Here is a 25,039-nt window from a genome sequence, read left to right as displayed (position 1 = left end):
TTTTACACTTCCTATATAAGGTTTAACTCCAATGCAAACACCTGTGATTCTAGTCGTTGAAGATGAAGAAGTTACCCGATTAAATCTGGTAAGTCTGTTCCAGGGAGAAGGTTATGATGTGATCGAAGCCATTAATGGCGATGAGATGCACAAAAAACTGGAGGAAAATCAAGTCAATCTAATCGTGATGGATATTAATCTGCCTGGTAAGAATGGCTTAATTCTGGCGAGGGAGTTACGCCAAAAAGAAAATATCGGTCTGATCTTTTTAACCGGTCGGGATAGCGAAGTCGATCGCATTTTAGGCTTAGAAATTGGCGCGGATGATTATTTAACTAAACCGTTCAACCCGCGGGAATTGACCATCCGTGCTCGTAACCTGCTAGGCCGTACCTCTGCTCAGCCTGTAGTGGAAGAACATAAAAGTGTCTTAAAGTTTAATGGTTGGACATTAGACGAAAACAGCCGCAATCTGACGTCACCAAGCGGCGTTGCACGTCGGCTACCAAAAGGTGAGTATCGGGCATTACGTCTGATGTTAGACACCCCAGGTAAAATCTTTACTCGCGAGCAGCTGATCCGTCATATGACAGGTCGTGATTTACGGCCAAACGATCGGACTGTCGATGTGACTATCCGCCGTATTCGTAAACATTTCGAATCTGACGTGGATAGCCCAGAGTTAATCAGCACCATCCATGGTGAAGGTTACCGCTTTGTGGGTAAACTCGAGAAGTAATTAGTAACGTTCGATATATTGCTGCAGAGCAGTTAAATGCTGCTCTGTAGTAAAATGTAACTCCAAGATCCTTCGCTCTAAACCTGCTTGCTGTAAACTCGTTTCTTCTAATTGTCGTGCCTGCTCTTGCACCCAACGTAAACCCACCGCTGCCGCAGCGCCTTTAAGCTTATGCGCATTAGCTGCAAGATCTTCTTGATGCTGTTGCACTACCGCCTCTAATAATTTATTGATATAACCCGGTAACAGCTGCGCAAACAACGTCGCGCTGCGTTGCATGCCCTCTTTACCTAATGACTGCAGATAACTTTGTAAGGTTTTATCATCAAGCATGGCATCATCTTGCGTTGCCTTATCATCTTTAGTCTGAGCCTGCTCTAACTGTAAGCGCTTTAACGCACTGGGTGAAAACAGCTCAGCTAATAATAAATCTAACTTATCCGTATTTAGTGGCTTACTTAAAGCACCATCTAAGCGAATGTCGCTTAGTGCTTGCTGCGCTTTTCGGACATTAGCACTGAGCATGACAATCGGTAAATTCGCCAAATGCGGCTCGGCACGAATATGTCTGGCAATCACATCCCCATCCATATCAGGTAATTGCATATCGAGTAACACCAAATCTAAATCATCTTCTGTATCCAGTAAGGCTAAGGCATCCTCGCCTGTTTCAGCGTGGATCACGCTATGACCACGTTGCTCGAGTAAGGCAATGGCAATATCGGCGTTTAGCGGCACATCCTCAATGAGTAAGATGGTGAGCTCAGGGCACGCAACCGGCTCAACTTTGGCGGGTGCATCGGCACTAATAATCGGTAAACCGACAATAAAGCAGCTACCCGTGCCTTGTTGGCTTTGCACGCGAATAGTCCCTTGCATCGCTTCAACCAGCGCGCGTGATACCGATAAACCAATACCTGAGCCGACAATACTTAAGCGATGACCATCTTGCGATTTATAATACATATCAAAGATCCGCTCTTGCTCATGCTGCGCAATGCCAATACCGGTATCACTGACGCTAAGCAGTAACGACTCATCAATAATTTGACAGTCTAACTGTACCCGACCTTGACGCGTAAACTTAACGGCGTTGCTCAGTAAATTCCATAACACCTGCCGCAGTCGCGTGGCATCTAACAATAAATAACAATCCGGGTTGCCGCTGGTGGTTAGGCTAAACTCAAGCCCCTTTTGCTGACAAATTAACTCAGCAAAATTGGCGATATCTTGTAAAAAGCGCTGCAGGTGAACACTTTGATAAATAATATCGAGCTCACGCCGATCAATTTTATCGAGATCGATAATATCGTTAAAAATATTACCCAACGTCTCGGCACTGGTAAAAATAGTATTGGCCCAGCTAAATTGCTCGGTCGACAAATTGCTGCTGAGTAAACGGCGCGATAAACCGACAATGCCATTTAACGGCGTACGCAGTTCATGACTTAAAGTGGCAATAAATTGGCCTTTATCTTGATAGGCTTTTTCTAAGGCTTGTTCGGCTAATTTACGCGAGGTGATATCGCGCCCAAACCCTAACAAACCGATATACCGCCCTTGTCGATCATAAAAAGGCAGATGACGCATTTCAAACCAACTGACAGAATCGTCAGCTTGTTTAAATTCGATATCTAGCGTTAATTCGGTTTCAGGTGATGGTAAGCCATACTCAGACAAGATTGCCGCTTGTGGGCTATCAAAAGCATACAGCTTCGTTAAATCTTGCCCAATTAATTCGTGCATTGGCCGCGCCATAATGCTTTCAAACATTTTATTGCAACTGGCTAATAAGCCCTTTTCATCGCGGTAATAAAAAAGATCGGGTGAGCTATCAACAATCGAGCGGATTAATAAGCTTTGCTCAGCTAACTCCTGCTCAGTTTTGCGCCGCTCGCTAATTTCTTTTCTTAACTCTTCAATGGCTCGGCGTTTTGCTTCAAACGCTTTTTTCCGCTCTTCAATTTCAAAGTTAAGCTGGCGTATATTTTCTTGCATCGATTGGTTGAGTTGCCGCTCAGCTTGCGCAGAATCATCAACAAAACGCAAAGCGCCATCGAGTTTCAGCACTAAGTAAAACACCACCATCATCACGGAAGACAATAGCGGTACAACGTAAATCAGTAATAACTGTAATTCGTGCAAGATCACTTCACGATCAAACACCGCGGTATAAGCAACATAACTGAGTAATACCAGCGTCGCTAACAGCACCACTAATAATATGCCTAATGGCCAATGCCCCCAATGCCGCACTCGGCTGGCAAATGCTTTAATTTGAGGGTGAACGGGGTTTTGCATATGGAACACATTCCTGCTGTTTTGGGCTACGCGGCCAGCGATAACATCGCTATTAAAGCAAAAGAAATCACCTTAAAAGAAAGGCTGAATAAATTTTACCAGATAAGAAAACAGCCACTAAACTTACTAAGGTTAAGATTGACCTAGAGTAGCGGTTATTGCTTGCTTTGCCAATGCTGTGGCCGTGGCGTTCAGCTCGCGGACTCAGTAGTAAGTAACGCATAATTATTTGACTGTGATTAATAACAAGCAGTTGGATCTGTAAGGGCTACTTTGTTGTAGCGGTTAAAAGTCACCAGCTTGGATTACAGCTTTACAAGGTAGCGCATAACTTAAGTGAAAACTGCACAAGCTCAGCATTAATGCCGCATTCAAAGGGTAAATCTCGCTTGCAATTTCACTAAAATATCGGTATACCTGTTAGCCTTTGAAAGTATAGATGGCTAAAAACGCAGATAAAAGCACGCTACAACTAGCTCTTCTTTTAACACTGCCGCACGGTTTTCACCGTAGCATCACAAATAAAAATCAGAATAATAATTCAAAAATAGTAAATATTTATTTTTTTCAGGATAAGTTTGGAGGCGTGTCATGGCGTTATATCAGCATAGTCAGGCAAGAGAGAACTGTGGCTTTGGGCTGATTGCGCACCTAGAGGGTGTCGCCAGTCACCGCATTGTTAGAACAGCTATCAATGGTCTGGATCGCATGCAACATCGCGGCGGTATTTCTGCCGACGGTAAAACCGGCGATGGTTGCGGCCTATTAATGCAAAAACCCGACAGTTTTTTTCGGGCGATAGCAGAAGAAAATCAGTGGAACCTGGCCAAAAAATATGGCGTAGGAATGATCTTTTTAAGCGCCGATCCGGTTAAAGCGGCCTTTGCTAAAGACATTATCAACAAAGAAATTGCCCGTGAAACACTCACTTTAGTAGCATGGCGCACCGTACCTGTTGATGCCAATGTGCTCGGCCCTTTGGCCTTGAGCTCAATGCCAAAAATTGAACAAGTGATCGTTAATGCGCCACACGGCTGGGGTGATCACGATTTAGAACGCCGACTTTATATGGTTCGTCGCCGGGTTGAACAACAACTGGCTGAAGATGACGATTTTTATATCCCCAGCTTCTCTTCACTGGTCACGGTGTTTAAAGGCTTGATGATGCCGGCAGACTTGCCAAAGTATTATCTCGACTTAGCCGATATTCGCATGGAAACCGCCATTTGCGTGTTCCACCAACGTTTTTCTACCAATACCATGCCGCGCTGGAAGTTAGCACAGCCTTTCCGTTTCTTAGCGCACAATGGCGAAATTAATACCATCACGGGTAACCGGCAGTGGGCTCGCGCCCGGCAATACAAATTTGCCTCGCCACTATTACCTGACTTATTAGATGCAGCGCCCTTTGTCGGCCAGACAGGCTCGGACTCAAGCTCTTTAGATAATCAGCTTGAGTTGCTATTAGCCGGCGGTATGGACTTATTCCGTGCGATGCGTTTACTCGTGCCGCCTGCTTGGCAGGGTAATAAGGTGATGGATGATAATCTTAAAGCCTTCTACGAATTTAACTCCATGCATATGGAGCCATGGGATGGCCCAGCGGGTATCGTGTTAACCAATGGCCAGCATGTGGCGTGTAACCTGGATCGAAATGGCCTGCGCCCTGCTCGCTTTGTGATCACGCGCGACAAATTAATTACCTTGGCTTCTGAAGTAGGTATTTGGGACTACACCCCAGACGAAGTGGTGGAAAAAGGTCGAGTTGGCCCAGGCGAAATGCTGGCAATCGACACCATCAATGGCAAGATCTGGCGCTCAGATGAAATCGATTTAGATTTAATGCAACGTCACCCCTATCGCAGTTGGTTGACCGAAAACGTGCAGCGGCTGGTGCCTTATGAGCAGTATGAAACAGACTTAATTGGTAAGCGGGCCTTTACTGACGATGAAATGTTGGTGATGCATAAACTGTTTAACTACAGTTATGAAGAAATCGACCAAGTGATGACGGTATTAGCTAAAGATGGTCAAGAAGCCGTTGGCTCTATGGGTGATGATACGCCAATGGCCGTGTTATCGCGCAAGCCACGCACCATGTTTGATTATTTCCGCCAGCAGTTTGCACAGGTGACTAATCCACCTATCGACCCGTTACGTGAATCGCATGTGATGTCATTAGCGACCAGTATTGGTCGAGAGCACAATGTGTTCAGAGAAACCGCCGGTTATGCACGGCGCATCCAGTTTGAATCTCCGGTACTGATGTATTCAGATTTAAAACAACTGAAACAAGCCGACGATAAATATTATCGCCATCAAATTTTCTCGCTAAATTTTGATCCTGCCAAGCTAAACTTGCAGCAAGCCGTGACCAATTTGTGCCAAGACATTGTTACCGCGGTGCGTGAGCAGCAAGTGGTTTTGGTGATTTTAACCGATCGCCGGATCAGCCAAGAATTATTGCCCATCCCCGCAGCCATGGCGGTCGGTGCCGTGCAACAAGCTTTGGTGAATGCACAGTTACGTTGTGACTCAAACATCATCATTGAAACTGCCGCCGCCCGTGATTCTCACCATTTCGCGGTATTAATTGGCTTAGGCGCGACGGCCATTTACCCGTTTTTAGCCTACGAAACCGTTGAACAGCTGGTTGAGAAAGGTAATTTGACGCTAAGTGCACGTCAGGCGGTGTTGAATTACCGTAAAGGGATCAACAAAGGCTTGTACAAAATCATGTCGAAAATGGGGATCTCTACGGTGGCAAGCTACCGTTGTTCAAACCTATTTGAAGCCGTGGGCATTCATGCCGAAGTGGTACAGCAATGCTTTGCTGATATTTCTTCACGCATCAGTGGTGCAAGTTTTGCCGACTTCCAGCAAGATGCGCAACAACTGGCGAATATCGCTTGGTTAAAACGCAAACCGATGAATCATGGTGGCTTACTAAAATATGTACACGATGGAGAATACCATGCTTACAACCCTGATGTGGTGCAAACGCTACAAAAGGCTGTGCGCAGTGGCGATTACAAAGAATATCAACAGTACAGTGCTTTAGTTAATCAGCGGCCGATCGCGCATATTCGTGATTTATTTCAACTAAAACCGGTAGCAACACCGCTGCCATTAGCCGAAGTTGCTGCTGCAGAACACCTATATCCTCGCTTTGATAGTGCGGCAATGTCGATTGGAGCTTTAAGCCCAGAAGCGCATGAAGCCTTAGCGATTGCCATGAACCGTTTAGGCGGTCGTTCTAATTCTGGCGAAGGCGGTGAAGATCCACGGCGTTTCGGTACAGAAAAGAACTCGAAAATTAAGCAAGTGGCTTCCGGTCGTTTTGGTGTCACTCCGCATTACTTAGTCAATGCCGAAGTTATTCAAATCAAGGTTGCGCAAGGTGCTAAACCGGGTGAAGGTGGTCAGCTGCCGGGCGAAAAAGTCACCGCCGAAATTGCCCGTTTACGTTATTCGGTTCCGGGCGTGACATTAATTTCGCCTCCTCCGCACCATGACATCTACTCGATTGAAGATTTAGCGCAGCTGATTTTCGATTTAAAACAAGTTAATCCACAAGCGCTGATCTCAGTTAAATTGGTATCAGAGCCTGGCATCGGTACTATTGCCACCGGTGTGGCGAAAGCCTATGCCGATTTAATTACTGTTTCTGGCTATGACGGCGGCACGGGCGCTAGCCCACTGACCTCAGTAAAATATGCCGGTAGTCCATGGGAGCTGGGTTTAGCAGAAGTTCATCAAGCTTTAGTGGATAACGGTTTACGGGATCGAGTGCGCTTACAAGTTGATGGCGGCCTAAAAACCGGCTTAGACGTGGTTAAAGCAGCCATCTTAGGCGCTGAAAGCTTCGGTTTTGGTACTGGGCCTATGGTGGCGCTGGGCTGTAAATTCCTGCGGATCTGTCACTTAAACAACTGTGCTACGGGTGTGGCCACCCAAGATGCCACGCTACGCCGTGATCACTTTAATGGCTTACCTGAAATGGTGATGAACTATTTCATATTCTTAGCCCAAGAAGTTCGTGAACTGATGGCGCAGTTAGGGGTAACTGAACTCACTGAGCTAATTGGTCGCACTGATTTACTCGACCATAAAGCTACCGAAACACTGAAACAAAGCCGTTTAGATTTATCACCGATCCTCGAATCTAGTGGTGTTAAATCGGATAAACCACTGTTTTGTGTACAAAACAACACGCCATTCGATCCGGGTGCGTTAAACCAGTTATTGGTTGAAAAGTGCCAGCAAATGGTCAGCCGTAAAACCGGTGGTCAATTGAACTTACCGATCCGCAATACCGATCGTTCCGTCGGCGCCGCCTTGTCCGGCTTAATTGCTCGCCAGCATGGCAATCAGGGCATGGCAACCGATCCGATCCGCGTTAAGTTTGTGGGTACTGCGGGTCAAAGCTTTGGTGTGTGGAATGCCGGTGGCTTGCACTTATCTTTGCAAGGCGATGCCAACGATTATGTCGGCAAAGGCATGACCGGTGGTCAAATTGCCATCTTCCCAGCAAAAGGCGCCAGCTTTGCTAAAAACGGTTTTACCATTGCCGGTAATACCTGCTTATACGGTGCGACTGGTGGCCGTTTATATGCCGCAGGTCAGGTAGGTGAACGTTTCGCGGTGCGTAATTCGGGTGCCTTGGCGGTAGTCGAAGGGACCGGCGATAACTGCTGTGAATATATGACAGGCGGTGTTGTGGTGGTACTGGGTTGCACCGGCGTGAACTTTGGCGCAGGTATGACTGGTGGTTTCGCCTATTTGTTAGATGAGCAAGATGATTTAGCATTACGCTTAAATGCCGAATTGGTTGAAGCCCTCGAGGTCGAAACACCTATCCTGCAAGAACATTTGCGCAGCTTGTTACATCAACATGTTGAAGAAACAGGCAGTGACAAAGCGCAGCGTATTTTAAATGATTTTACGCATTATTTACCGAAGTTTAAGCTGGTTAAACCTAAAACCAGCGATGTAAATACCTTGCTTGGCCACCGCGCTCGCTCTTCAGCAGAGCTGCGTGTTCAAGCGATGTAAGGGAGACGTTATGGCTCAGAATGTATACCAATTTATTGACGTAAAACGGATTGATCCGCCAAAACGCTCACTAACAGAAAGAACGATTGAGTTCGTTGAAATTTATCAACCTCTGACCGCCACTCAGGCAGAGGGTCAGGCTGACCGCTGCTTAGATTGCGGTAACCCCTATTGCGAATGGAAATGCCCCGTGCATAACTATATTCCGCAGTGGTTAAAGCTGGCTAACGAGGGCAAAATTGTTGAAGCGGCAGAATTGGCGCATAAAACCAACAGCTTGCCTGAAGTGTGCGGCCGGGTTTGCCCACAAGACCGTTTATGCGAAGGTGCTTGTACCTTGGATGAAGGCTTTGGTGCGGTAACTATCGGCAGTATTGAAAAATATATTACCGATAAAGCCTTTGCGATGGGCTGGCGGCCCGATTTATCGGCGGTGGTTAAAACCGATAAGAAAGTCGCGGTTATAGGTGCAGGCCCGGCGGGTTTAGCCTGTGCGGATGTGTTGGTTCGCAATGGTGTTAGCCCGGTGGTATTTGATCGTTATCCTGAGATTGGCGGCCTACTGACCTTTGGTATTCCGCCGTTTAAGCTGGAAAAAAGCGTATTACAACTGCGCCGTGAAATTTTCAGCGAAATGGGTATCGAATTTAGGCTTAATACCACCGTCGGCGTGGATGTCAGCTTCGACAGCTTACTGGATGAATACGATGCGGTTTTCTTAGCCTTAGGCACCTACACCCCGATGAAAGGTGGCTTAATTAATGAAGACGCCGCTGGCGTTTATGAAGCCTTGCCATTTTTAATTGGTAATGTGAATAACCTTATGGGTTGGCAAACCGAGCATCCTTTTGTCAGCTTAAAAGACAAAACGGTCGTGGTATTAGGGGGCGGTGATACGGCGATGGACTGTGTTCGCACTTCGATCCGCCAAGGCGCGCATAAAGTCAGTTGTGCTTATCGCCGCGATGAAGCCAATATGCCTGGTTCACGCAAAGAAGTGCAAAATGCCCGCGAAGAGGGTGTTGAGTTCTTATTTAACTTACAACCTTTGGGTATCGAGTTAAACGACGCGGGCCAAGTGTGTGGTGTTAAAGTGATCAGCACACAATTAGGTGAGCCAGATGCCAAAGGGCGTCGCAGTGCCGAGCCGGTGCCAGGTTCAGAAAAGATACTCCCCGCCGATGCGGTGGTCATTGCTTTTGGTTTTCAACCAAGCCCACCAAAATGGTTAGTTGATATGGGTATCGCCTTGGATAACAAAGGCCGGGTAGTCGCCAGTGAGCAAAGCCCTTATGCTTTACAAACCAATCAGCAAAAAGTGTTTGCCGGTGGTGATATGGTATTAGGCTCTGATCTGGTGGTGACCGCCATCGCCCAAGGCCGTAAAGCCGCAGAAGGTATTTTAGATTATCTGCAAGTCTAATTAACACCTAAGTTGTCGCTCACCGCTGTTGTGTTAAGCACAATAGCGGTGAGCTCTTCCCCTTAAATATGCCTTTTATCTATGGCTATTTCCGGTCACTCGCTATTGCCGTTCAGCTTTTAACGACTCGTTTAGCCTTATTACATAGCTAACAAGGCTTAGGAAAGTACCCTGCGACATCATGCTTCATCGCTGTAAAATAAATGTACGTTTTACTGGCATAAAAGCGCCATTTCATTCAACAAAAAATGCTAAAATAGCTGTCGATTATGGCGTAAAACTCCGCTCAGGCGGATCGCATGGCCAACAGCACCAACGTTAGCTAACAGGGGAATAAATGCGTTTATCATGTTTGAGTGTGTTACTTTTTTCGACCTTACTCAGTGCTGAGCAACCCCTGTCAACGCCAGTGCAGGTTGTCACCTCTGCCGCAGAGCCAATACCTGAAACTCGCTCTGCAGAGACGACTCAAACCAGCCTCCCCGAGACAGATGAGGCGTCGAACAGTTTAAACGCGCCGCTGCCCGCTCTAGCGACTGAGCCCTTAGTCCTTCCGATATCAAAGCCGGAATTACCCATGCTGCCGGCTGCAGATTACGATGTGATGTTACTCGGCGGCGGTATGCCGATTTGTAGCTCACTGGCCCCGGCCCATTGTGCTGAAGAGGCGAGTTTTAGTGCGCTGGCTAAAACGCAGCTGCGCTATGCCTTAGATCCGAGTCAATTACAATTATTGGCTGCTGCACCTATTTTTAGCAGCGAGCGTCAAGTTTTACAGCAACAAGTGGTGGCCTTGCTCAGTCTGTTACAAACCACCTTTAATGGTGAATTTACAGCAACAGAACTGACGACCCTTTGGCGAGCCTTACCCGCACAGCCCGAGAGCGATGCACTCAGTGGCGAAGCCTTATGGCAAGCGCTTTCAGAGCGTGAACACAAAGCAATTTTAGATTACCTTGAAGTGGCGACTTTCAGCGCTGATCGGCAATATCGCTTAACCGAGCAAGCAGACTTAGCCAATTCGCTTGATCAACAAGCCGTGGCCTTATACCAACAGTTAGTGAGCTTAGCGACAGCGAAAGCCACTAGCAAAGGCCGCAGCCAAGCAAAAGTATTGCTGATCACCGCTGCAGCAAGTGACCCCTTTGCCAGCGTCGATCTGTATTTAGATATTTTTCGACAAGCGGGCGCAGAAGTGGCTTGGCTACCGCTAAACGCAGCGTTAACCCAGGCGCTCAGCAGTAAAAATTGTGCAGCTTTAGCTGACGCTTTCGCCGAGCAGCATGCCCGCTATCGTCGCGAGCAAGTGTATGCCGATCGCTTTGCTTATCAACAACAGCTCTGTCAAAAAGGCGAAAACGAGCTGATTAAACACATCCAGCAAGCCGATGCCTTATTTTTTAGTGATGGTGATGTAACGCTATTAACCGCGGCACTGCGCCAAGCTGACGGTACCGCAACCGCCGCGCTTAATGCTATTTTGGCCGCTTTACAACAAAACAGCCTACTGCTTGCAGCAAGCAATAACGCCGCAGCGGCCTTGAGTGGCGGTCAGTTATTTGCTACTGCTCCGATCCCGATGTTAAGCAGTGGCGACAGTTATCATGCCCTGCAATATGGTGCCAAAGCCGCCGCGGCGCCTTGGCAGGGCTGTCAGAAAGAACAGCGCTGCCCAAATAATAGCAGTGAGCGACAGCTGACTTATGCCACAGATGGCGGCTTAGGCTTATTTCCATTGGGTATCGTAGACACACAGTTTGCTGAGCGTGGCCGTCAAGCCCGATTACTGGTGCTGCAACAAGCCAGCCAAAGCCGCTTTGGTTTTGGCATTGACGAGAACACGGCGTTATTAGTTGATTTAGGCCAGTGGTCTGAGGCAAAGGCCCAGTTAACGGTGGTCGGCAGTGGTGATGTGACCCTTAGCGTACTGCAGCCAGAATCGACGCCCAATGTGCTATTGGCAAGCCATTACTTGCTTAGTGCTGGCGATACTATGCTGTGGCAAACAACCGAACCGCAACTGTTTCCGGCAAACGACAAAATGGCATTAACACAATTAGCCGAGCCGTTGCGCAGTAAAAGCCCGATTTTTACTCGAAGTCATTTCCGTGAGTTTAGCCGTTCGCTCTGCCGCAGTAACTTAATCAGTGCCAGCATCAGTGAGCCGCCTTACACGATTAAGCTGACGAAGCAGGATAACTGTTATCAAGCCGAGACAGGTAAGCTGAGCTATCGGCAATTGTTCCGCATTATTAACCCGGATTAACGGCGATGATAGGCTTGACCCAGGGGCGCAATTGTCATTTCGCCCCGGCGGCTTTATTTTAACACTGAGAACAAATTACTACGCTGATCGGTCCAATACACATGAGGTTGCAGCGGTCGTGGCCAATTTTTGCTGTGCTGTTGTAGGATACTTTGGCTTAAAAAACGTTGATTACGACTTAAAATCACCCACTCTGTCGCCGCTGGGTTTTGTGCATCAGCCGCAGTGGGTAAAAATAGCGCTTGTAAACCCAGCTGGGCTGCATGATTACGCAGCACACTGCTCAGGTCTAAATAGTTATTCGAGATATGCACCAACAGTGCGCCATCTGGCATCAGATGCTGCCAATACAATGCCATCGCTTCTGCAGTGAGCAAATGCACCGGAATAGCATCACTGCTAAAAGCATCCAACACCAACAAATCAAATTGCTGACTGCCGCTACGCTGCCATTGCTTTGCCAGCACCTGGCGAGCGTCGCCTAATATCACCTGCGGCTTGGCCGCACTATTGGCTAAATAACTAAAATGCTGCTGCGCGGCACGTATTACCGCAGGATTGATTTCATAAAACTGGTAATCATCGCCCGCTTGGCCATAAGCCGCTAAAGCCCCCGCCCCCAAACCGACCAAACCGACTTTGCGCCCTTGCAACTGCGCCGCGGTGCGACTGGGATCAGCGGGTATAAAGTGTTGCAACGCCAGTGCCACGCCGGTGCCTGCCCGATAATAACTCAGCGGCTGCTGTGCTTGCTCAACCGCTAAATACTGAGCACCATGACTGGTTGTGCCATCAATGAGTTGGCGTTGCCACTGTCCGGCAACATTGGTATCGCGCACGGTTAAGCTGCCATAAAAGTTTCGACTTTTACTGACATCATGCTGCCCTAGCCAGGATTCCGCCGACCAAAACACCCCGATAAACAGCACACCAGAACACAAGGCAAGCGCCGTTTGCCAGCGGGCTTGTTGTCGCCAGTTCACTAACGTGACCAACCATAAAATGGCCAACAACACTAACGGAAACTCCCAATATTTAGTGAATAGAAAAGGAGCCAGTAAATTGACCAAGATGCCACCGAGCATGCCACCTGCCGCCAGTACCAAATAAAAAGCCGTTAAAGCACCATGAGCCGGTTTGCTGCGCGCCAGCTCGCCATGGCAAAGCATGCAGCCGCTAAATAACAACAATAAATAAAGTAATAATTGCGAGTACAGATCAAACTGACGGCCGAGAAAATACAACAACAGCGCCATTAACAAGCAGATAGCAAACAGATAAAGCCATACCGAGCGTTGATACCAGCTATCACGGTTAAAGACTAAGCTGAAGCTTAATAAATACAATGCCAGCGGGATCACCCATAAAAACGGTACTGGTGGGATATTTTGAGTAATTTGCTGCGTTACCGCTAACAGTAAAATCACGCCCGCAGCGGCTAATGCCAGCCAATAGCCATAAGGCTGACCGCGTAATTGTAAAGGTGCGACCGCTTCTGCTTTGCTGCCTTGCAAGCTTCGCCATAGCAGCAAAGTCATACTTAGGCTGAACAACACAAAGCCCAGAGCCCAACTTTGACGTTGCAGATCTAGCGCTAAATAAGGCTCAACTAAAAACGGATAAAGCAATAAACCAGCAAATGAGCCTAAATTTGATAAGGCATATAACCGATACGGTGAGCGCAGCGGAAAGACACTAGCAAACCAATATTGTAATAAGGGCCCGGTTGCTGCTAACACGAAATAAGGCAAGCCCACGGTACGAGTTAACAGCCATAAAATATCCAACAGCGGATAGGCGCTGGCAGCACTGGCATTGGGGTGAGTTAAACCCGCTAAACTGGCCAGCGCCATTAAAACGAATACCGCATGCAGCCATCGCTGTTGTTTTAAATTAGCAAAACGCGTCAGTAAATGGGTGTATGCATAGCCGGCCAATAACAGTGTTTGGAAAAATAATAAGCAGGCCGCCCATACTTGAGCGCCCCCACCAAACTGCGGTAGCAGCCAACGCGCTAACATCGGCTGCACTAAAAATAACAGGGTTGCACTTAACAAAATGGTCAGCGGAAACAGTGCCAAAACGAGCCCCTTGCAAGAAAAAACGCCAAGCCTATACAAAGCAAGCCATCGCAGCAAGTACTACTCCTGTGCAAAGGTACAAAGTCACTAAATTTGTCGACTAATACCACATCGGGTAGACTTGCTTTTTTGTAGTGAGGCCCCGCGGCTCAACTGGGTGCTGCCTTAAAGCACTAAGCACTAAACACTAAACACTAAACACTAAACACTAAACACTAAACACTAAACACTAAACACTAAACAAAAATTATCACTAAGATGCGCCAAGCGCACAACAAAGGTCTTATTATGGGAAAATTTAAAGTACCGCACACCCTGACGTTACTCTTTAGCATGATGGTGCTTGCGCTAATCGCCACCTGGATTGTGCCGCAAGGCTTCTTTCAAACCGAGACGCTGGCCAATGGCCGCTCTGTCGTGCAAGCAGGCACTTTTACCTTGGTGGAAGAGCGTAGCTATTTATCACCTTGGCAATTATTAACCGCCATACCTCGAGCTTTTGCTTCAGCGCAAGATGTAATCTTTTTTGTGATGATTTTAGGCGGTGTGTTATCCATTGCCCGCGCCACCGGCACGGTCGATGCGCTGATCGGCCGTTTGTTAGAGCGCTTTGGTACTCAACCTCAACTGCTGATTTTTATGGTGGTATTTTGCTTTGCCATGGCCTCGAGCTTTATTGGCACAGCGGGTGAATATATTCCATTTGTGTTGATTTTAGTGGCGCTGTGTAAAGCGATGCGACTCGATGCGATGACCGCAGTGGGTATGACCGTTGCCGGTTATGGTATTGGCTACGGTATCTCTGCGGTCAATCCATTTACTTTGGTTATTGCTCAGCAAATTGCTGATATTCCTATTTTATCCGGCTGGCCGCTGCGCGCAGCGATCTTCTTACCCTTTGTATTAATCGGCTTTCACCATGTCTGGTCTTACTCTAAAAAAGTGCTCGCCGATCCCAACCAGTCGATGCTCAAAGATTTGCCCTGCCCGCTAGGTGACAAGGCCGCAGTCAATTATCCAGCGCTAACCTTGGCACACCGCATGGTACTGGGCAGTTTTGTGCTGACGATTGGTATCGTGGCTTACAATATTCGGGTTAATGGCTGGTATTTATATGAACTGGGCGCTGCGTTTATTGCTTGGGGGCTATTTACCACATTAGTTAGCAATATTTCCGCCGACACGGCGGCCAAGAAATTTATTGAAGGCACCATGGATCTGACCACTACTGCCATCTTAATTGGCGTTGCTCGCGGTATTTCATTGATTTTAGAAGATGGTCAGGTACTGCATTCACTGGTGCATGGCATGTCGATGCCACTGTCGTATGTTGGGGCTGAAATTGCCGCCATCGGCATGCTGGTCATTCAAACGCTGTTAAACTTTTTTATCCCTTCTGGTAGTGGTCAAGCTTATGTCACCATGCCGCTGATGGTGCCGCTGGCCGATCTGTTAGAAATACCACGGCAAGTGGCGGTGTTGGCTTACCAATTTGGTGATGGCTTTTCTAATATGATTATTCCCACCAATGCGATTTTAATGGGCATTATTGGTATTGCCGGTATTCCTTATGGCCATTGGTTCCGCTTCTGCTTGCCGCTGATCTTCAAGTTAATGTTGGCATCATCCGTTGTTTTGGTTTTAGCCGTGATGTTTGATTACGGTGATGATGTGCAGCCTGAACTAAGCACGCAACAGACCACCGTGTTAGAGAACGCGGCTTAAGCAGCAACGCAGGCAAGTTAGCGTATCACTTTGCATCCGTGACGTTAACTTGCCGCCATGCAGGCTTTGTCATACAGTAACGGTATTCTATATTTTTAGGTTTCCGCTATGAAGCAAGCCCGGCAAATTGCCGAGATTATCTTAAAAGGCTTTCGCAAACACTTTCGTTTATTTCAGCAAGTCACCGGCAGAGCTTGGCAACGTTTTGAACAAGCCGATTGGCAAGCCTATCAGCAAGATAGTTCTGAGCGCATCCAGTTTTACGATATACGGGTGAATGAAACCATCGCTAACCTGCAAGCCCAGTTACCTGCCGAATGCTTAAACGAACCGCTATGGCAGCAAGTGAAGCAGCATTATTTAGAATACCTGTTATTTCACCCGCAAGCCGAATTGGCTGAAACCTTCTATAATTCGGTGTTTTGTCGCTTATTTGCCCGCAAATACTTTCATAATCAAAATATCTTTGTCGAATCAACCTTAGACAAACAGCATCTACCCGCCCCTATTTCATCCGTATATGAAAGCTATTTTCCGGCCCAAGCCGGCTTGAAGCAGTCTATTCGTAATATTATTGGAGCCTTTGGTTTTAACACGCCCTTTATCGATTTAGAGCATGATATTCGCTGCATTTTGCGCAGCTTTATTGCCCAATCCAGCCATGGCGCTTATCCGGTTCATTTACTGCGTTTAGATATTTTACGCACACCGTTTTTTCGTAATAAAGCGGCCTATATAGTGGGCCGAGTGGTCAGCCCAGAAGGACAACAACCTTTTATTATTCCGCTATTGCATGACACCGAGCGAGGCTTGTACCTCGATACCCTACTGACCGATCCGCAACAAATGAGTATTATCTTTGGCTTCTCACGCGCGTATTTTATGGTGGAGTGCCCCGTGCCCTCAGCGCTGGTGCATTTTCTACGTGAACTGATCCCGCATAAAACCCTAGCTGAACTCTATGCCGCGATTGGCTTACATAAACAAGGCAAAACCGAATTTTATCGAGAGCTCTTGTCACACCTAAGCCGCAGTAAAGATCAGTTTGTCGCCGCGCCAGGTACCCGGGGTATGGTGATGATGGTATTTACGCTGCCGTCTTTTCCTTATGTTTTTAAAGTGATCCGCGATAAATTTGCTGAAAGTAAGCCGTTTGACCGTGCGACCGTCAAAGCCCGCTATCAGTTAGTAAAAGGACACGACCGGGTCGGCCGGATGGCGGATACCTTAGAGTATTCCGATGTTGCCCTACCCAGAAACCGCTTTGATGCCGATTTATTAGCCGAGTTACAACACAGTATTGCCGGTTCCTTGCAGATCGAAGATGACTTAGTCGTGATTAAGCACCTATATATCGAACGACGCATGGTGCCATTGAACTTGTATTTAGAGCAGGCCACTGATCAGCAAAAAGCCTTAATTATGGATGACTACGGCCTCGCGCTTAAAGAAATGATCGCCGCCAATATCTTTCCTGGCGATATGCTCTTGAAAAACTTTGGCGTTACCCGACATAACCGCGTGGTATTTTATGATTATGACGAAGTGCAGTATTTGTTAGATGTGAATTTTCGTTCTTTGCCCAAAACCGATAGTTTTGAAGATGCAATAAACGCAGAAGCGAATTGCTGGGCCGAGCCCGGCGATGTTTTTCCAGAACAAATCGCCACCTTTGTGACACCGCAAGCCCAGATCCGTGAGTTACTGTTTAGTCAGCATCCCGAATTATTGGATGCCGCCTATTGGCGAAAAAAGCAGTATCATATTCGCCAAGGCATCGTGGAGGATATTTTCCCCTACCCGCAGGCGATGCGCTTTAGCCAACGTTATTCCCGTTAAATTAAGCTGAGAACACTTATGTCTTTTACCATTTGGGTTGATGCTGACGCTTGCCCTACTGTGATTAAAGAAATTTTATATCGCGCTGCCGAGCGTAAACAATGCCCGCTCATTCTGGTAGCCAATCAACCGCTACGGACGCCACCCTCGGCTTATATTAGTAGCCTGACCGTCAGTAAAGGTTTTGATGAAGCCGATAATGAAATAGTGCGGCGTTGCCAAGTGGACGATCTGGTGATCACGGCGGATATTCCGCTTGCTGCCGAGGTTATCGCCAAAGGCGGCTTGGCACTCAACCCTCGGGGTGAGCGTTATCACGCCGATACCATCAAGCAAAAACTGACGATGCGCGACTTTATGGAAACGCTGCGCGCCAGCGGTATTCAATCGGGTGGCCCCGCCACGCTCAATCAGGCTGATCGACAAGCCTTTGCCAATCAATTAGATCGTATTTTACAAAGCCGCACGCGCTAAGCCGCTGGCTTAATCTGCGGCTAAAGCGGGGCCAAAGGCGAGTTTTTGCTCAGAGTAAAAGCGCCGTAACTCGGCGCTGATCGGATCGATAAAACTGACTTCAGCGGCCAATAATTGCAACGGCTGGCTAAAATCGCCGCTGTTTTTAGCTTTTAACACGGGATAATAGGCATCGTGTAAAATCGGCCAGCCTAAACTTTGCATATGTAAGCGTAGTTGATGCGTTTTGCCGGTATGTGCTTGTAACTGAAACACCCCTAAACCGGCCTCAACCTTAAGCAAGCGGATCGTTGATGAGGCGTTTGGCTCGCCAGCACAAATTTTATTTAAAAACCGGGGCTGGCTTTTCTCAATCCGATTATGCAGCTGCCATTGTTGCGGCAGTGCATCATGAAACTGCGCCACCTCTGCCACCGCATAATAGGTTTTACTGATCTGCCCAGCACTAAATAACTGACTATAAAGCGCACGGCTGTCGGCTTGCAGGCTAAATAGCACCAAACCCGCGGTATCGCGATCTAAACGATGCAGAGGCACTAAATCTTGATTGCCGGTGTCTGTTTTTAAACGTTGCAACAGGCATTCATTAACAAAGCTGCCCCCTGGGGTAACCGGCAAAAAATGCGGTTTATCGGCCACTAACAGGTGCGCATCTTGATAGATAATACGATGCGCAAACGGGATCACCGGCTCGGTTTCGACTTCGCGGTAATAGCAAAGCCGCCGACTGGGTAAAAAAGCGCTGTGTTCGTTAATACACTCGCCTTGATACCAATGCACTTTACCCTGTTGAATGCGCTGTTGCCAAACCGCAGCCGAGACGCCTGGAAACTTCGCGATTAAAAAAGCCAAAACCGTCGGCCATCCCGCATTATTTGCCGGTAGGGTAATTTCTGAAGCTTGGGTTGCAATACTCACAAAGTCACTCGCGCCTAAGGCCTGCCGTTCACAAAAAGAGCGCGAATTTTAGCATAAAAGTCCGTACAATACGCGCCTGTTAGCAAGCACAGCACCGCAAACACACGCGCAAGAGGATGCACCATCATGGCCAACGCCATCTTAGAATTACGACAACGTGAGCTACTTAAAGCCACGCGGGTATTTAATGCTCGGGGGAGTAAGGTGCGCCGCTGTGAAAACTGTTTATTGCCCGCCACGGCATGTATTTGTGCGCTTCGCCCCGCGCCACAAGCGCGCGCGGCTTTCTGCTTTATTATGTACACCGGCGAATGTTACAAACCCACCAATACCGGCCGACTGATTTGTGATATTGCCGCCGATAGCCATGCCTTTGTTTGGGATCGCACCCAGCCAGATGCCGCTTTATTAGCACTACTCCACGATCCCAAATATGTGCCTATTGTGGTGTTCCCACAACAATATGCTGCGCCAGAGCGCTGTATAGCTGACGCCAACGCGTTGGCGCAAGCCACCGCTGAGCGCATTCCACTGTTTGTGATGCTAGATGGCACTTGGCGCGAAGCCAAAAAAATGTTTCGCAGCCCGTATTTAGCAACATTACCGGTGCTGGGTATTCAACCCACTCAAGCCAGTGATTATGTGCTGCGTGAAGCCGCTCATTTACATCAACTTTGTACCGCTGAGGTCGCTATTGCCGTGTTAGAGCTGGCAGCTGAACCGCTGGCAGCCACAGCCCTGCGTGACTACTTTGTGCAGTTTCGCCGTGCCTATATAAAAGGTAAGCCGCATCTGGTTGAGCCTGATAGCCGTTTCTAAAGCGAGCATTAGCGTTTTATCCGCTTGCGCTGTGATTAGCGGCATAAAAAAGGGCAGCCACTGGCTGCCCAACGTCAGATTAACCTGACCACGTTGCGAAAGTAAGACACAATTTAACGCTTAGAACTGGTTCATCGTGTTATGCGAACCACCGGCTTTTAACGCGGCATCACCAGAGAAGTACTCTTTGTGATCATCACCAATATCAGAACCTGACATGTTTTGGTGTTTCACACAGGCGATACCTTGACGGATTTCTTTACGTTGTACGCCTGCAACATAACCCAGCATACCGGCGGCACCAAAGTACTCTTTCGCCAAGTTATCTGTCGACAACGCTGCCGTGTGATAAGTAGGTAAAGTAATTAAGTGGTGGAAAATCCCCGCTTCACGCGCCGCATCAGCTTGGAAAGTACGGATACGGTTGTCGGCCTCTAGGGCTAGTTCCGTTGTATCATATTGCTCTGCCATCAAGCCGGCACGATCATAAGCTGAAACGTCTTTACCTGCAGTTTTCCATGCATCGAACACTTGTTGACGGAAGTTAAGCGTCCAGTTAAAAGATGGGCTGTTGTTATAAACCAGCTTAGCGCCAGGAACCACCTCACGGATCCGGTCAACCATATCCTTGATTTGACCAATATGTGGTTTCTCAGTTTCAATCCACAGTAGGTCAGCACCGTTCTGCAGTGATGTGATACAGTCTAGTACCACACGATCCACACCTGAACCGGCTTTGAACTGGAATAAGCCACTGGCTAAGCGTTTTGGTTTTAACAGCTTACCATTGGCTTTGACCACCACATCACCGTTGGCAATATCATCGGCGCTGCTAATATAATCACCATCTAAGAAGCTGTTGTATTGGTCGCCCAAGTCGCCTGGCTCGTTGGTTACGGCAATTTGCTTGGTTAAACCAGCACCTAATGAATCGGTACGGGCAACGATAACACCGTCATCCACACCTAACTCTAGGAAAGCGTAACGTACGGCATTAATTTTTGATAAGAAGTCGGCATGCGGCACGGTGACTTTTCCGTCTTGGTGACCACACTGTTTCTCATCCGATACTTGGTTTTCAATCTGAATGGCACAAGCACCGGCTTCGATCATTTTTTTCGCGAGTAAGTAAGTGGCTTCTTCGTTACCAAAACCGGCATCGATATCGGCAATGATCGGTACTACGTGCGTTTCAAAGTTATCGATTTTGTTTTGTACTGCGGCAGCTTTAGCGGCATCACCGGCAGCACGTGCGGCATCTAGATCACGGAACAAGCCGCCTAACTCACGCGCATCAGCTTGTTTTAAGAAGTTGTACAATTCAGCAATTAAGGCCGGTACTGAAGTTTTCTCATGCATAGATTGATCAGGTAAAGGGCCAAACTCTGAACGCAGTGCTGCAATCATCCAACCGGATAAGTATAAGTATTTACGCTTGGTGCTACCAAAGTGCTTTTTAATGGCGATCAGTTTTTGCTGACCAATAAAACCATGCCAGCAACCTAATGACTGGGTGTATTGGCTGCTATCCGCATCGTAAGCGGCCATATCTTCACGCATAATTTTTGCGGTGTATTTCGCAATATCTAAACCCGTGTGAAAACGATTTTGTAAACGCATGCGAGCTGCATACTCTGGGCTGATAGCATTCCAGCCTTTTTCTTTGCCACATAACGCTTCGACTTGTTGCACGTGATCTGAGTAAGCTGACATAGTGTTTCCCTCTTAAACAATTTTTCGTAACTGGGTTGGTGTGCTTTCACTATAGCCAACAAAACTGTAATTCATAAAGCTGATTTTTATGATGCTCGTCATTTATTTTGTGAATGTTAGTACCACAGCTTGGGTCTTGCTCTGGCCAATGTTATGATTCAGAACACGAATAATATTGCTGCTGAGTATTTTACTGATGAATATTAATAAGATGGACTTAAACCTGTTGGTTTACTTGGATGTATTGCTACGAGAACAGAATGTGACTCGAGCGGCGAACCAATTAAATATCACTCAGCCAGCGATGAGTAATGGTTTAAAACGCTTGCGTGATTTGTTAAACGATCCGGTATTAGTGCGCACCTCAGAAGGCATGGTGCCCACTGAACGCGCCCGTGAATTAGCGCCTATAGTGCGTGGTGTATTGCTCACCCTAGAAGAAACCTTACAGCCCAATAAAGACTTTGAACCGTCACAAAGCCAACGGGTTTTTCGTATTATGGCCAGTGATTATGCGGCCTCAACCTTGATCCCAGCCTTGTTGAAAAAGCTACGCGTACAAGCGCCGTTCAGCAGCTTAGATATAATGACACCGTCAGATGTTAACTTTCATGATGTGGAAAATGGTAAGGTCGATATGGCCATTAACCGCTTTGATCATTTACCGCAGTCGTTCCATCAAAAAACCGTTTGGCGAGATAGTTTTTCTTGTTTGATCAACCGTCAAAATCCTGTTTTACAGAGCTTCAATTTGGATAGCTATTTAAAATCCCAACATATTTGGGTCAGTAAAACCGGTTTTGGTGTTGGCGTAGGGATGGATCCGAAAGACGTACAGAAGCTCGGTTGGGTTGATGAAGCGCTGGCCAAATTAGGTAAGCAGCGTAATATTACCGTTTTTACCCGTAACTATCATGTTGCCATGCATTTAGCGGTTAGTATCGATCTGATTGCCACCTTGCCCAGTAGAGCCGCTAGACTATATGAGAACGACGCTAACATGGCCATCATGGATCCGCCCTTTGCCATCCCACCGATTGAACTGAAGATGATCTGGAGCCCCTTGTTACACCAGGATGCCAGCCATATCTGGTTTCGACGCTTAATTGCCGAAACAGCCGAAGAGCTCAAATAAAAAAGGGCGCTAACTCGCGCCCAAAAATGGTTACGTCAGGTTAATCAAGCAACTGATAAGCTGGCAGGGTTAGGAAATCTGTCAGTTCATCAGCTGTGGTAATGTCTAGCAATAAGGCTTGCGCCCGAGCAAAATTCTGGCTTTGCCACACTTCTGCCCCAACTTCTGCTAACACCACCTTTGCCTCTTCCTCTAAAAAAGAAGCAAATAGGGCTTTGGTAACAAGTTTACCGTTACTTAACTCTTTACCATGTTTAATCCATTGCCAAATGGAAGTGCGAGAGATTTCCGCTGTGGCGGCATCTTCCATTAAGCCATAAATGGGCACACAACCTTTGCCGCTGATCCACGCCGCTAAGTATTGCAAGGCAACGCGGATGTTAGTACGCATGCCCTCTTCCGTACGATCACCATCACAGGGCGCGAGTAACTCGGCAGCGGTGATCGGTGCATCGTCAGCACGTGATACGGCTAACTGGTTAGTGTTATCACCTAAGTACTTGGCAAACACACCGTTGGCCGTTGCGGCTAAACCAGGGTGTGCCACCCAAGTACCATCATGGCCATTACTCGCTTCCAATTCTTTATCGGCGGTCACGCGCTCTAAAATCGCGGCATTCACCGCCGGATCTTTTGCCGGAATAAAGGCCGCCATGCCGCCCATGGCTAAAGCGCCACGTTTATGACAGGTTTTAATCAGTAAGCGAGAGTAAGCACTTAAAAAAGGCTTATGCATAGAAACGACCTGCCGATCGGGTAACACGCGATCCGGATGGTTGTTTAATGTTTTGATATAACTGAAGATATAATCCCAACGACCACAGTTTAGTGCCACGATATGATCTTTCATCATATAAAGGATTTCGTCCATTTCAAAGGCCGCTGGCAGCGTTTCGATCAACACGGTCGCGCGGATCGTCCCAATAGGCACAGCAAAACGTTGCTCGGTGTAACGGAAGATATCATCCCACCATTTGGCTTCTAAATGGCTTTGTAATTTGGGTACGTAATAATACACACCGGTACCATTTTTCAGGCGGGTGCGATAGTTATGATAAAAATATAAAGCAAAATCGACCAAGCCACCGGGGATCGGTTCACCTGCCAACTCAATGTGTTTTTCCCATAAATGCAAGCCACGCACACGGGCAATTAATAAAGCGGGATGCTCTTTTAGCGCATAATGTTTGCCGCTTTGTGGATCGGTATAACTGATCGTGCCAAGGTTAGCATCGCGCAAATTGATTTGCCCTTCCACCATGCCATCCCAACTGGGTGTTTGCGAGTCTTCAAAATCGGCCATAAACACTTTAACATCCGCATTTAACGCGTTTATGATCATTTTGCGTTCTACCGGCCCAGTAATTTCAACACGACGATCTTGCAAATCAGCGGGTAAAGCGGCCACTTGCCAATCGCCTTGGCGGATCGCTGCCGTTTCTGCTAAAAAGTCAGGTAAAGCACCGGCATCATATTTGGCTTGGCGTTGTTGCCGTGCGCTTAACAGCGCTTTTAACGGCGGGCGGAATAATTGAGCAAGCTCTGCGACAAATTCGCAAGCCGCTGGCGTTAAAATTTCTTGATAGGCTTCAGGCATTGCGCCTTTAATAGTCAGCGCGCCACAAGTTGTTACTGCTGCCATGATCGTGTCCTTGTACTATTTCAGATGCAGTAACTATAAGCCTAAATCACATATAAATACCATTAATGAAGATGATGGCTGGCATCAATTCAAAAAATAACCCTGTTAGCACCACATTAAAAATATTGGCACAGCTTATGCTTGTATGAACTCATCGTTCTTGCTGTCAATTCTTTGTCGGAGGTAAGCATGGAGTTTATCATGCTGTTATTAGTGCTACTGGTCGTCGTTATTGCTTTGGTTGCCAGTCGCTTTATTGACAATAGTAACCCGTTCCAAGTGCAGCGGAAGGCTGCGTTGTTTAGTCCGGTTGAACGTTCTTTTTTGGGTTTATTAGATAAAGCAGTACAAAATGACTATCGTATTATGAACAGAGTGCGCTTAGCCGATGTCTTAGATATCAAGGCCAGTGTCTCTGACAAAAACCGGCGCAGCACCCAGTTAAAGCTTAATGCCAAATATCTCGATTATGTCTTGTGCGAACCTGAAACGATGAAAGTGGTGGCGGTACTTGACTTAGTTAATCCACAAAATAAAGAAGGGCACAAAGCCGTACCAGATTGGTTTGTGAGTGGTGCGCTTGATGCAGCTGGCGTGCCTTATTTGCGTATTGCTATTAAGGCGGGTTACACCGTAACCGAATTACAAGCGGCACTCGCGGTTAAACTGGGTAAACCGGCTCCAAAAGTGGAACCCTTATTAAAAGGTTTAGTGAAAAAAGGCCCTACCCGGCCAATCCGTACTGTTAAGCCGGCTTTGGTGAATACCGCCCTATCAGGCCGTTTAATGTCACCGGCTTTATCAAAGTCACAAATTAAAGCGCAATCTACCGCGCTAGTCCAAGTTTCTTAACGCTTTGGAGAAATGAGTCACTCCGCGCTAAGATCGAATGCCGCCTGCTGCAACAGG

General features: G+C 47.4%; 15 protein-coding genes. 10 read left to right on the top strand and 5 right to left on the bottom strand.

Translation table 11 applies throughout. The annotated features are described in order from the left end of the window. Nucleotides 1–31: 31 nt before the first annotated feature. Nucleotides 32–739, top strand: coding sequence for a two-component system response regulator ArcA (gene arcA, locus L1N97_RS13240; RefSeq protein ID WP_226752290.1), 708 nt, complete (start codon nucleotides 32–34; stop codon nucleotides 737–739). Here the strand turns inward: arcA and L1N97_RS13235 are convergent, their stop codons facing one another. Beyond that, on the bottom strand, nucleotides 740–3,040 hold the full coding sequence (locus tag L1N97_RS13235) for an ATP-binding protein (RefSeq protein WP_236130108.1): 2,301 nt from the start codon (nucleotides 3,038–3,040) through the stop codon (nucleotides 740–742). Nucleotides 3,041–3,631: 591 nt separating this feature from the next. Here L1N97_RS13235 and gltB point away from each other — a divergent pair. The 3 genes from gltB (at nucleotide 3,632) to L1N97_RS13220 (ending at nucleotide 11,784) form a co-directional block, all read left to right on the top strand. Beyond that, nucleotides 3,632–8,095, top strand: coding sequence for a glutamate synthase large subunit (gltB, locus tag L1N97_RS13230; protein WP_236130107.1), 4,464 nt, complete (start codon nucleotides 3,632–3,634; stop codon nucleotides 8,093–8,095). Nucleotides 8,096–8,105: 10 nt separating this feature from the next. Next, nucleotides 8,106–9,518: an FAD-dependent oxidoreductase gene (locus L1N97_RS13225; RefSeq protein WP_236130106.1), complete on the top strand. Its 1,413-nt coding sequence runs from the start codon at nucleotides 8,106–8,108 to the stop codon at nucleotides 9,516–9,518. A 337-nt stretch (nucleotides 9,519–9,855) separates the two neighbouring features. After that, on the top strand, nucleotides 9,856–11,784 hold the full coding sequence (locus L1N97_RS13220) for a hypothetical protein (RefSeq protein ID WP_236130105.1): 1,929 nt from the start codon (nucleotides 9,856–9,858) through the stop codon (nucleotides 11,782–11,784). Nucleotides 11,785–11,837: 53 nt separating this feature from the next. Here the strand turns inward: L1N97_RS13220 and L1N97_RS13215 are convergent, their stop codons facing one another. Next, nucleotides 11,838–13,865, bottom strand: a complete 2,028-nt coding sequence (locus L1N97_RS13215; protein WP_236130104.1) for a fused MFS/spermidine synthase — start codon at nucleotides 13,863–13,865, stop codon at nucleotides 11,838–11,840. A 288-nt stretch (nucleotides 13,866–14,153) separates the two neighbouring features. Between L1N97_RS13215 and L1N97_RS13210 the strand changes: the two genes are divergently transcribed. The 3 genes from L1N97_RS13210 (at nucleotide 14,154) to L1N97_RS13200 (ending at nucleotide 17,903) form a co-directional block, all read left to right on the top strand. Continuing rightward, nucleotides 14,154–15,590 (top strand): YfcC family protein, encoded by a 1,437-nt coding sequence (locus L1N97_RS13210; protein ID WP_236130103.1) that lies wholly within the window; start codon nucleotides 14,154–14,156, stop codon nucleotides 15,588–15,590. Nucleotides 15,591–15,698: 108 nt separating this feature from the next. Further along, entirely contained in the window at nucleotides 15,699–17,429 is a 1,731-nt protein-coding gene (gene aceK / locus L1N97_RS13205; RefSeq protein WP_236130102.1) for a bifunctional isocitrate dehydrogenase kinase/phosphatase, read from the top strand. Nucleotides 17,430–17,447: 18 nt separating this feature from the next. Then, nucleotides 17,448–17,903, top strand: a complete 456-nt coding sequence (locus L1N97_RS13200; protein ID WP_236130101.1) for a YaiI/YqxD family protein — start codon at nucleotides 17,448–17,450, stop codon at nucleotides 17,901–17,903. A 9-nt stretch (nucleotides 17,904–17,912) separates the two neighbouring features. On the opposite strand, the gene L1N97_RS13195 is transcribed toward L1N97_RS13200, so the two are convergent. Continuing rightward, entirely contained in the window at nucleotides 17,913–18,821 is a 909-nt protein-coding gene (locus tag L1N97_RS13195; protein ID WP_236130100.1) for a pseudouridine synthase, read from the bottom strand. A 126-nt stretch (nucleotides 18,822–18,947) separates the two neighbouring features. Between L1N97_RS13195 and L1N97_RS13190 the strand changes: the two genes are divergently transcribed. Continuing rightward, nucleotides 18,948–19,640 carry a tRNA-uridine aminocarboxypropyltransferase gene (locus L1N97_RS13190; RefSeq protein ID WP_236130099.1) on the top strand — a complete coding sequence of 231 codons (693 nt, stop codon included), beginning with the start codon at nucleotides 18,948–18,950 and terminating at the stop codon, nucleotides 19,638–19,640. A gap of 120 nt (nucleotides 19,641–19,760) precedes the next feature. Here the strand turns inward: L1N97_RS13190 and L1N97_RS13185 are convergent, their stop codons facing one another. Further along, on the bottom strand, nucleotides 19,761–21,353 hold the full coding sequence (locus L1N97_RS13185) for an isocitrate lyase (protein WP_236130098.1): 1,593 nt from the start codon (nucleotides 21,351–21,353) through the stop codon (nucleotides 19,761–19,763). Nucleotides 21,354–21,549: 196 nt separating this feature from the next. On the opposite strand from L1N97_RS13185, the gene L1N97_RS13180 reads away from it, so the two are divergent. After that, a complete protein-coding gene (locus L1N97_RS13180) occupies nucleotides 21,550–22,488 on the top strand; it encodes a LysR family transcriptional regulator (protein ID WP_226751267.1) in 939 nt (312 codons plus the stop codon). A 40-nt stretch (nucleotides 22,489–22,528) separates the two neighbouring features. Here the strand turns inward: L1N97_RS13180 and aceB are convergent, their stop codons facing one another. Continuing rightward, nucleotides 22,529–24,130 carry a malate synthase A gene (aceB, locus tag L1N97_RS13175; RefSeq protein ID WP_229586425.1) on the bottom strand — a complete coding sequence of 534 codons (1,602 nt, stop codon included), beginning with the start codon at nucleotides 24,128–24,130 and terminating at the stop codon, nucleotides 22,529–22,531. A 189-nt stretch (nucleotides 24,131–24,319) separates the two neighbouring features. Between aceB and L1N97_RS13170 the strand changes: the two genes are divergently transcribed. Then, on the top strand, nucleotides 24,320–24,982 hold the full coding sequence (locus L1N97_RS13170; protein WP_226751265.1) for a DUF2726 domain-containing protein: 663 nt from the start codon (nucleotides 24,320–24,322) through the stop codon (nucleotides 24,980–24,982). Nucleotides 24,983–25,039: the final 57 nt, after the last annotated feature.

Origin of the sequence: Rheinheimera sp. UJ63 (genome assembly GCF_021568285.1) — a bacterium.
In the GTDB taxonomy this organism is placed as follows: Bacteria; Pseudomonadota; Gammaproteobacteria; order Enterobacterales; family Alteromonadaceae; genus Alishewanella; species Alishewanella maricola.
The sequence above is the reverse complement of the archived record's forward strand: the minus strand, read 5'-3'. Positions and strand labels throughout refer to the sequence as shown.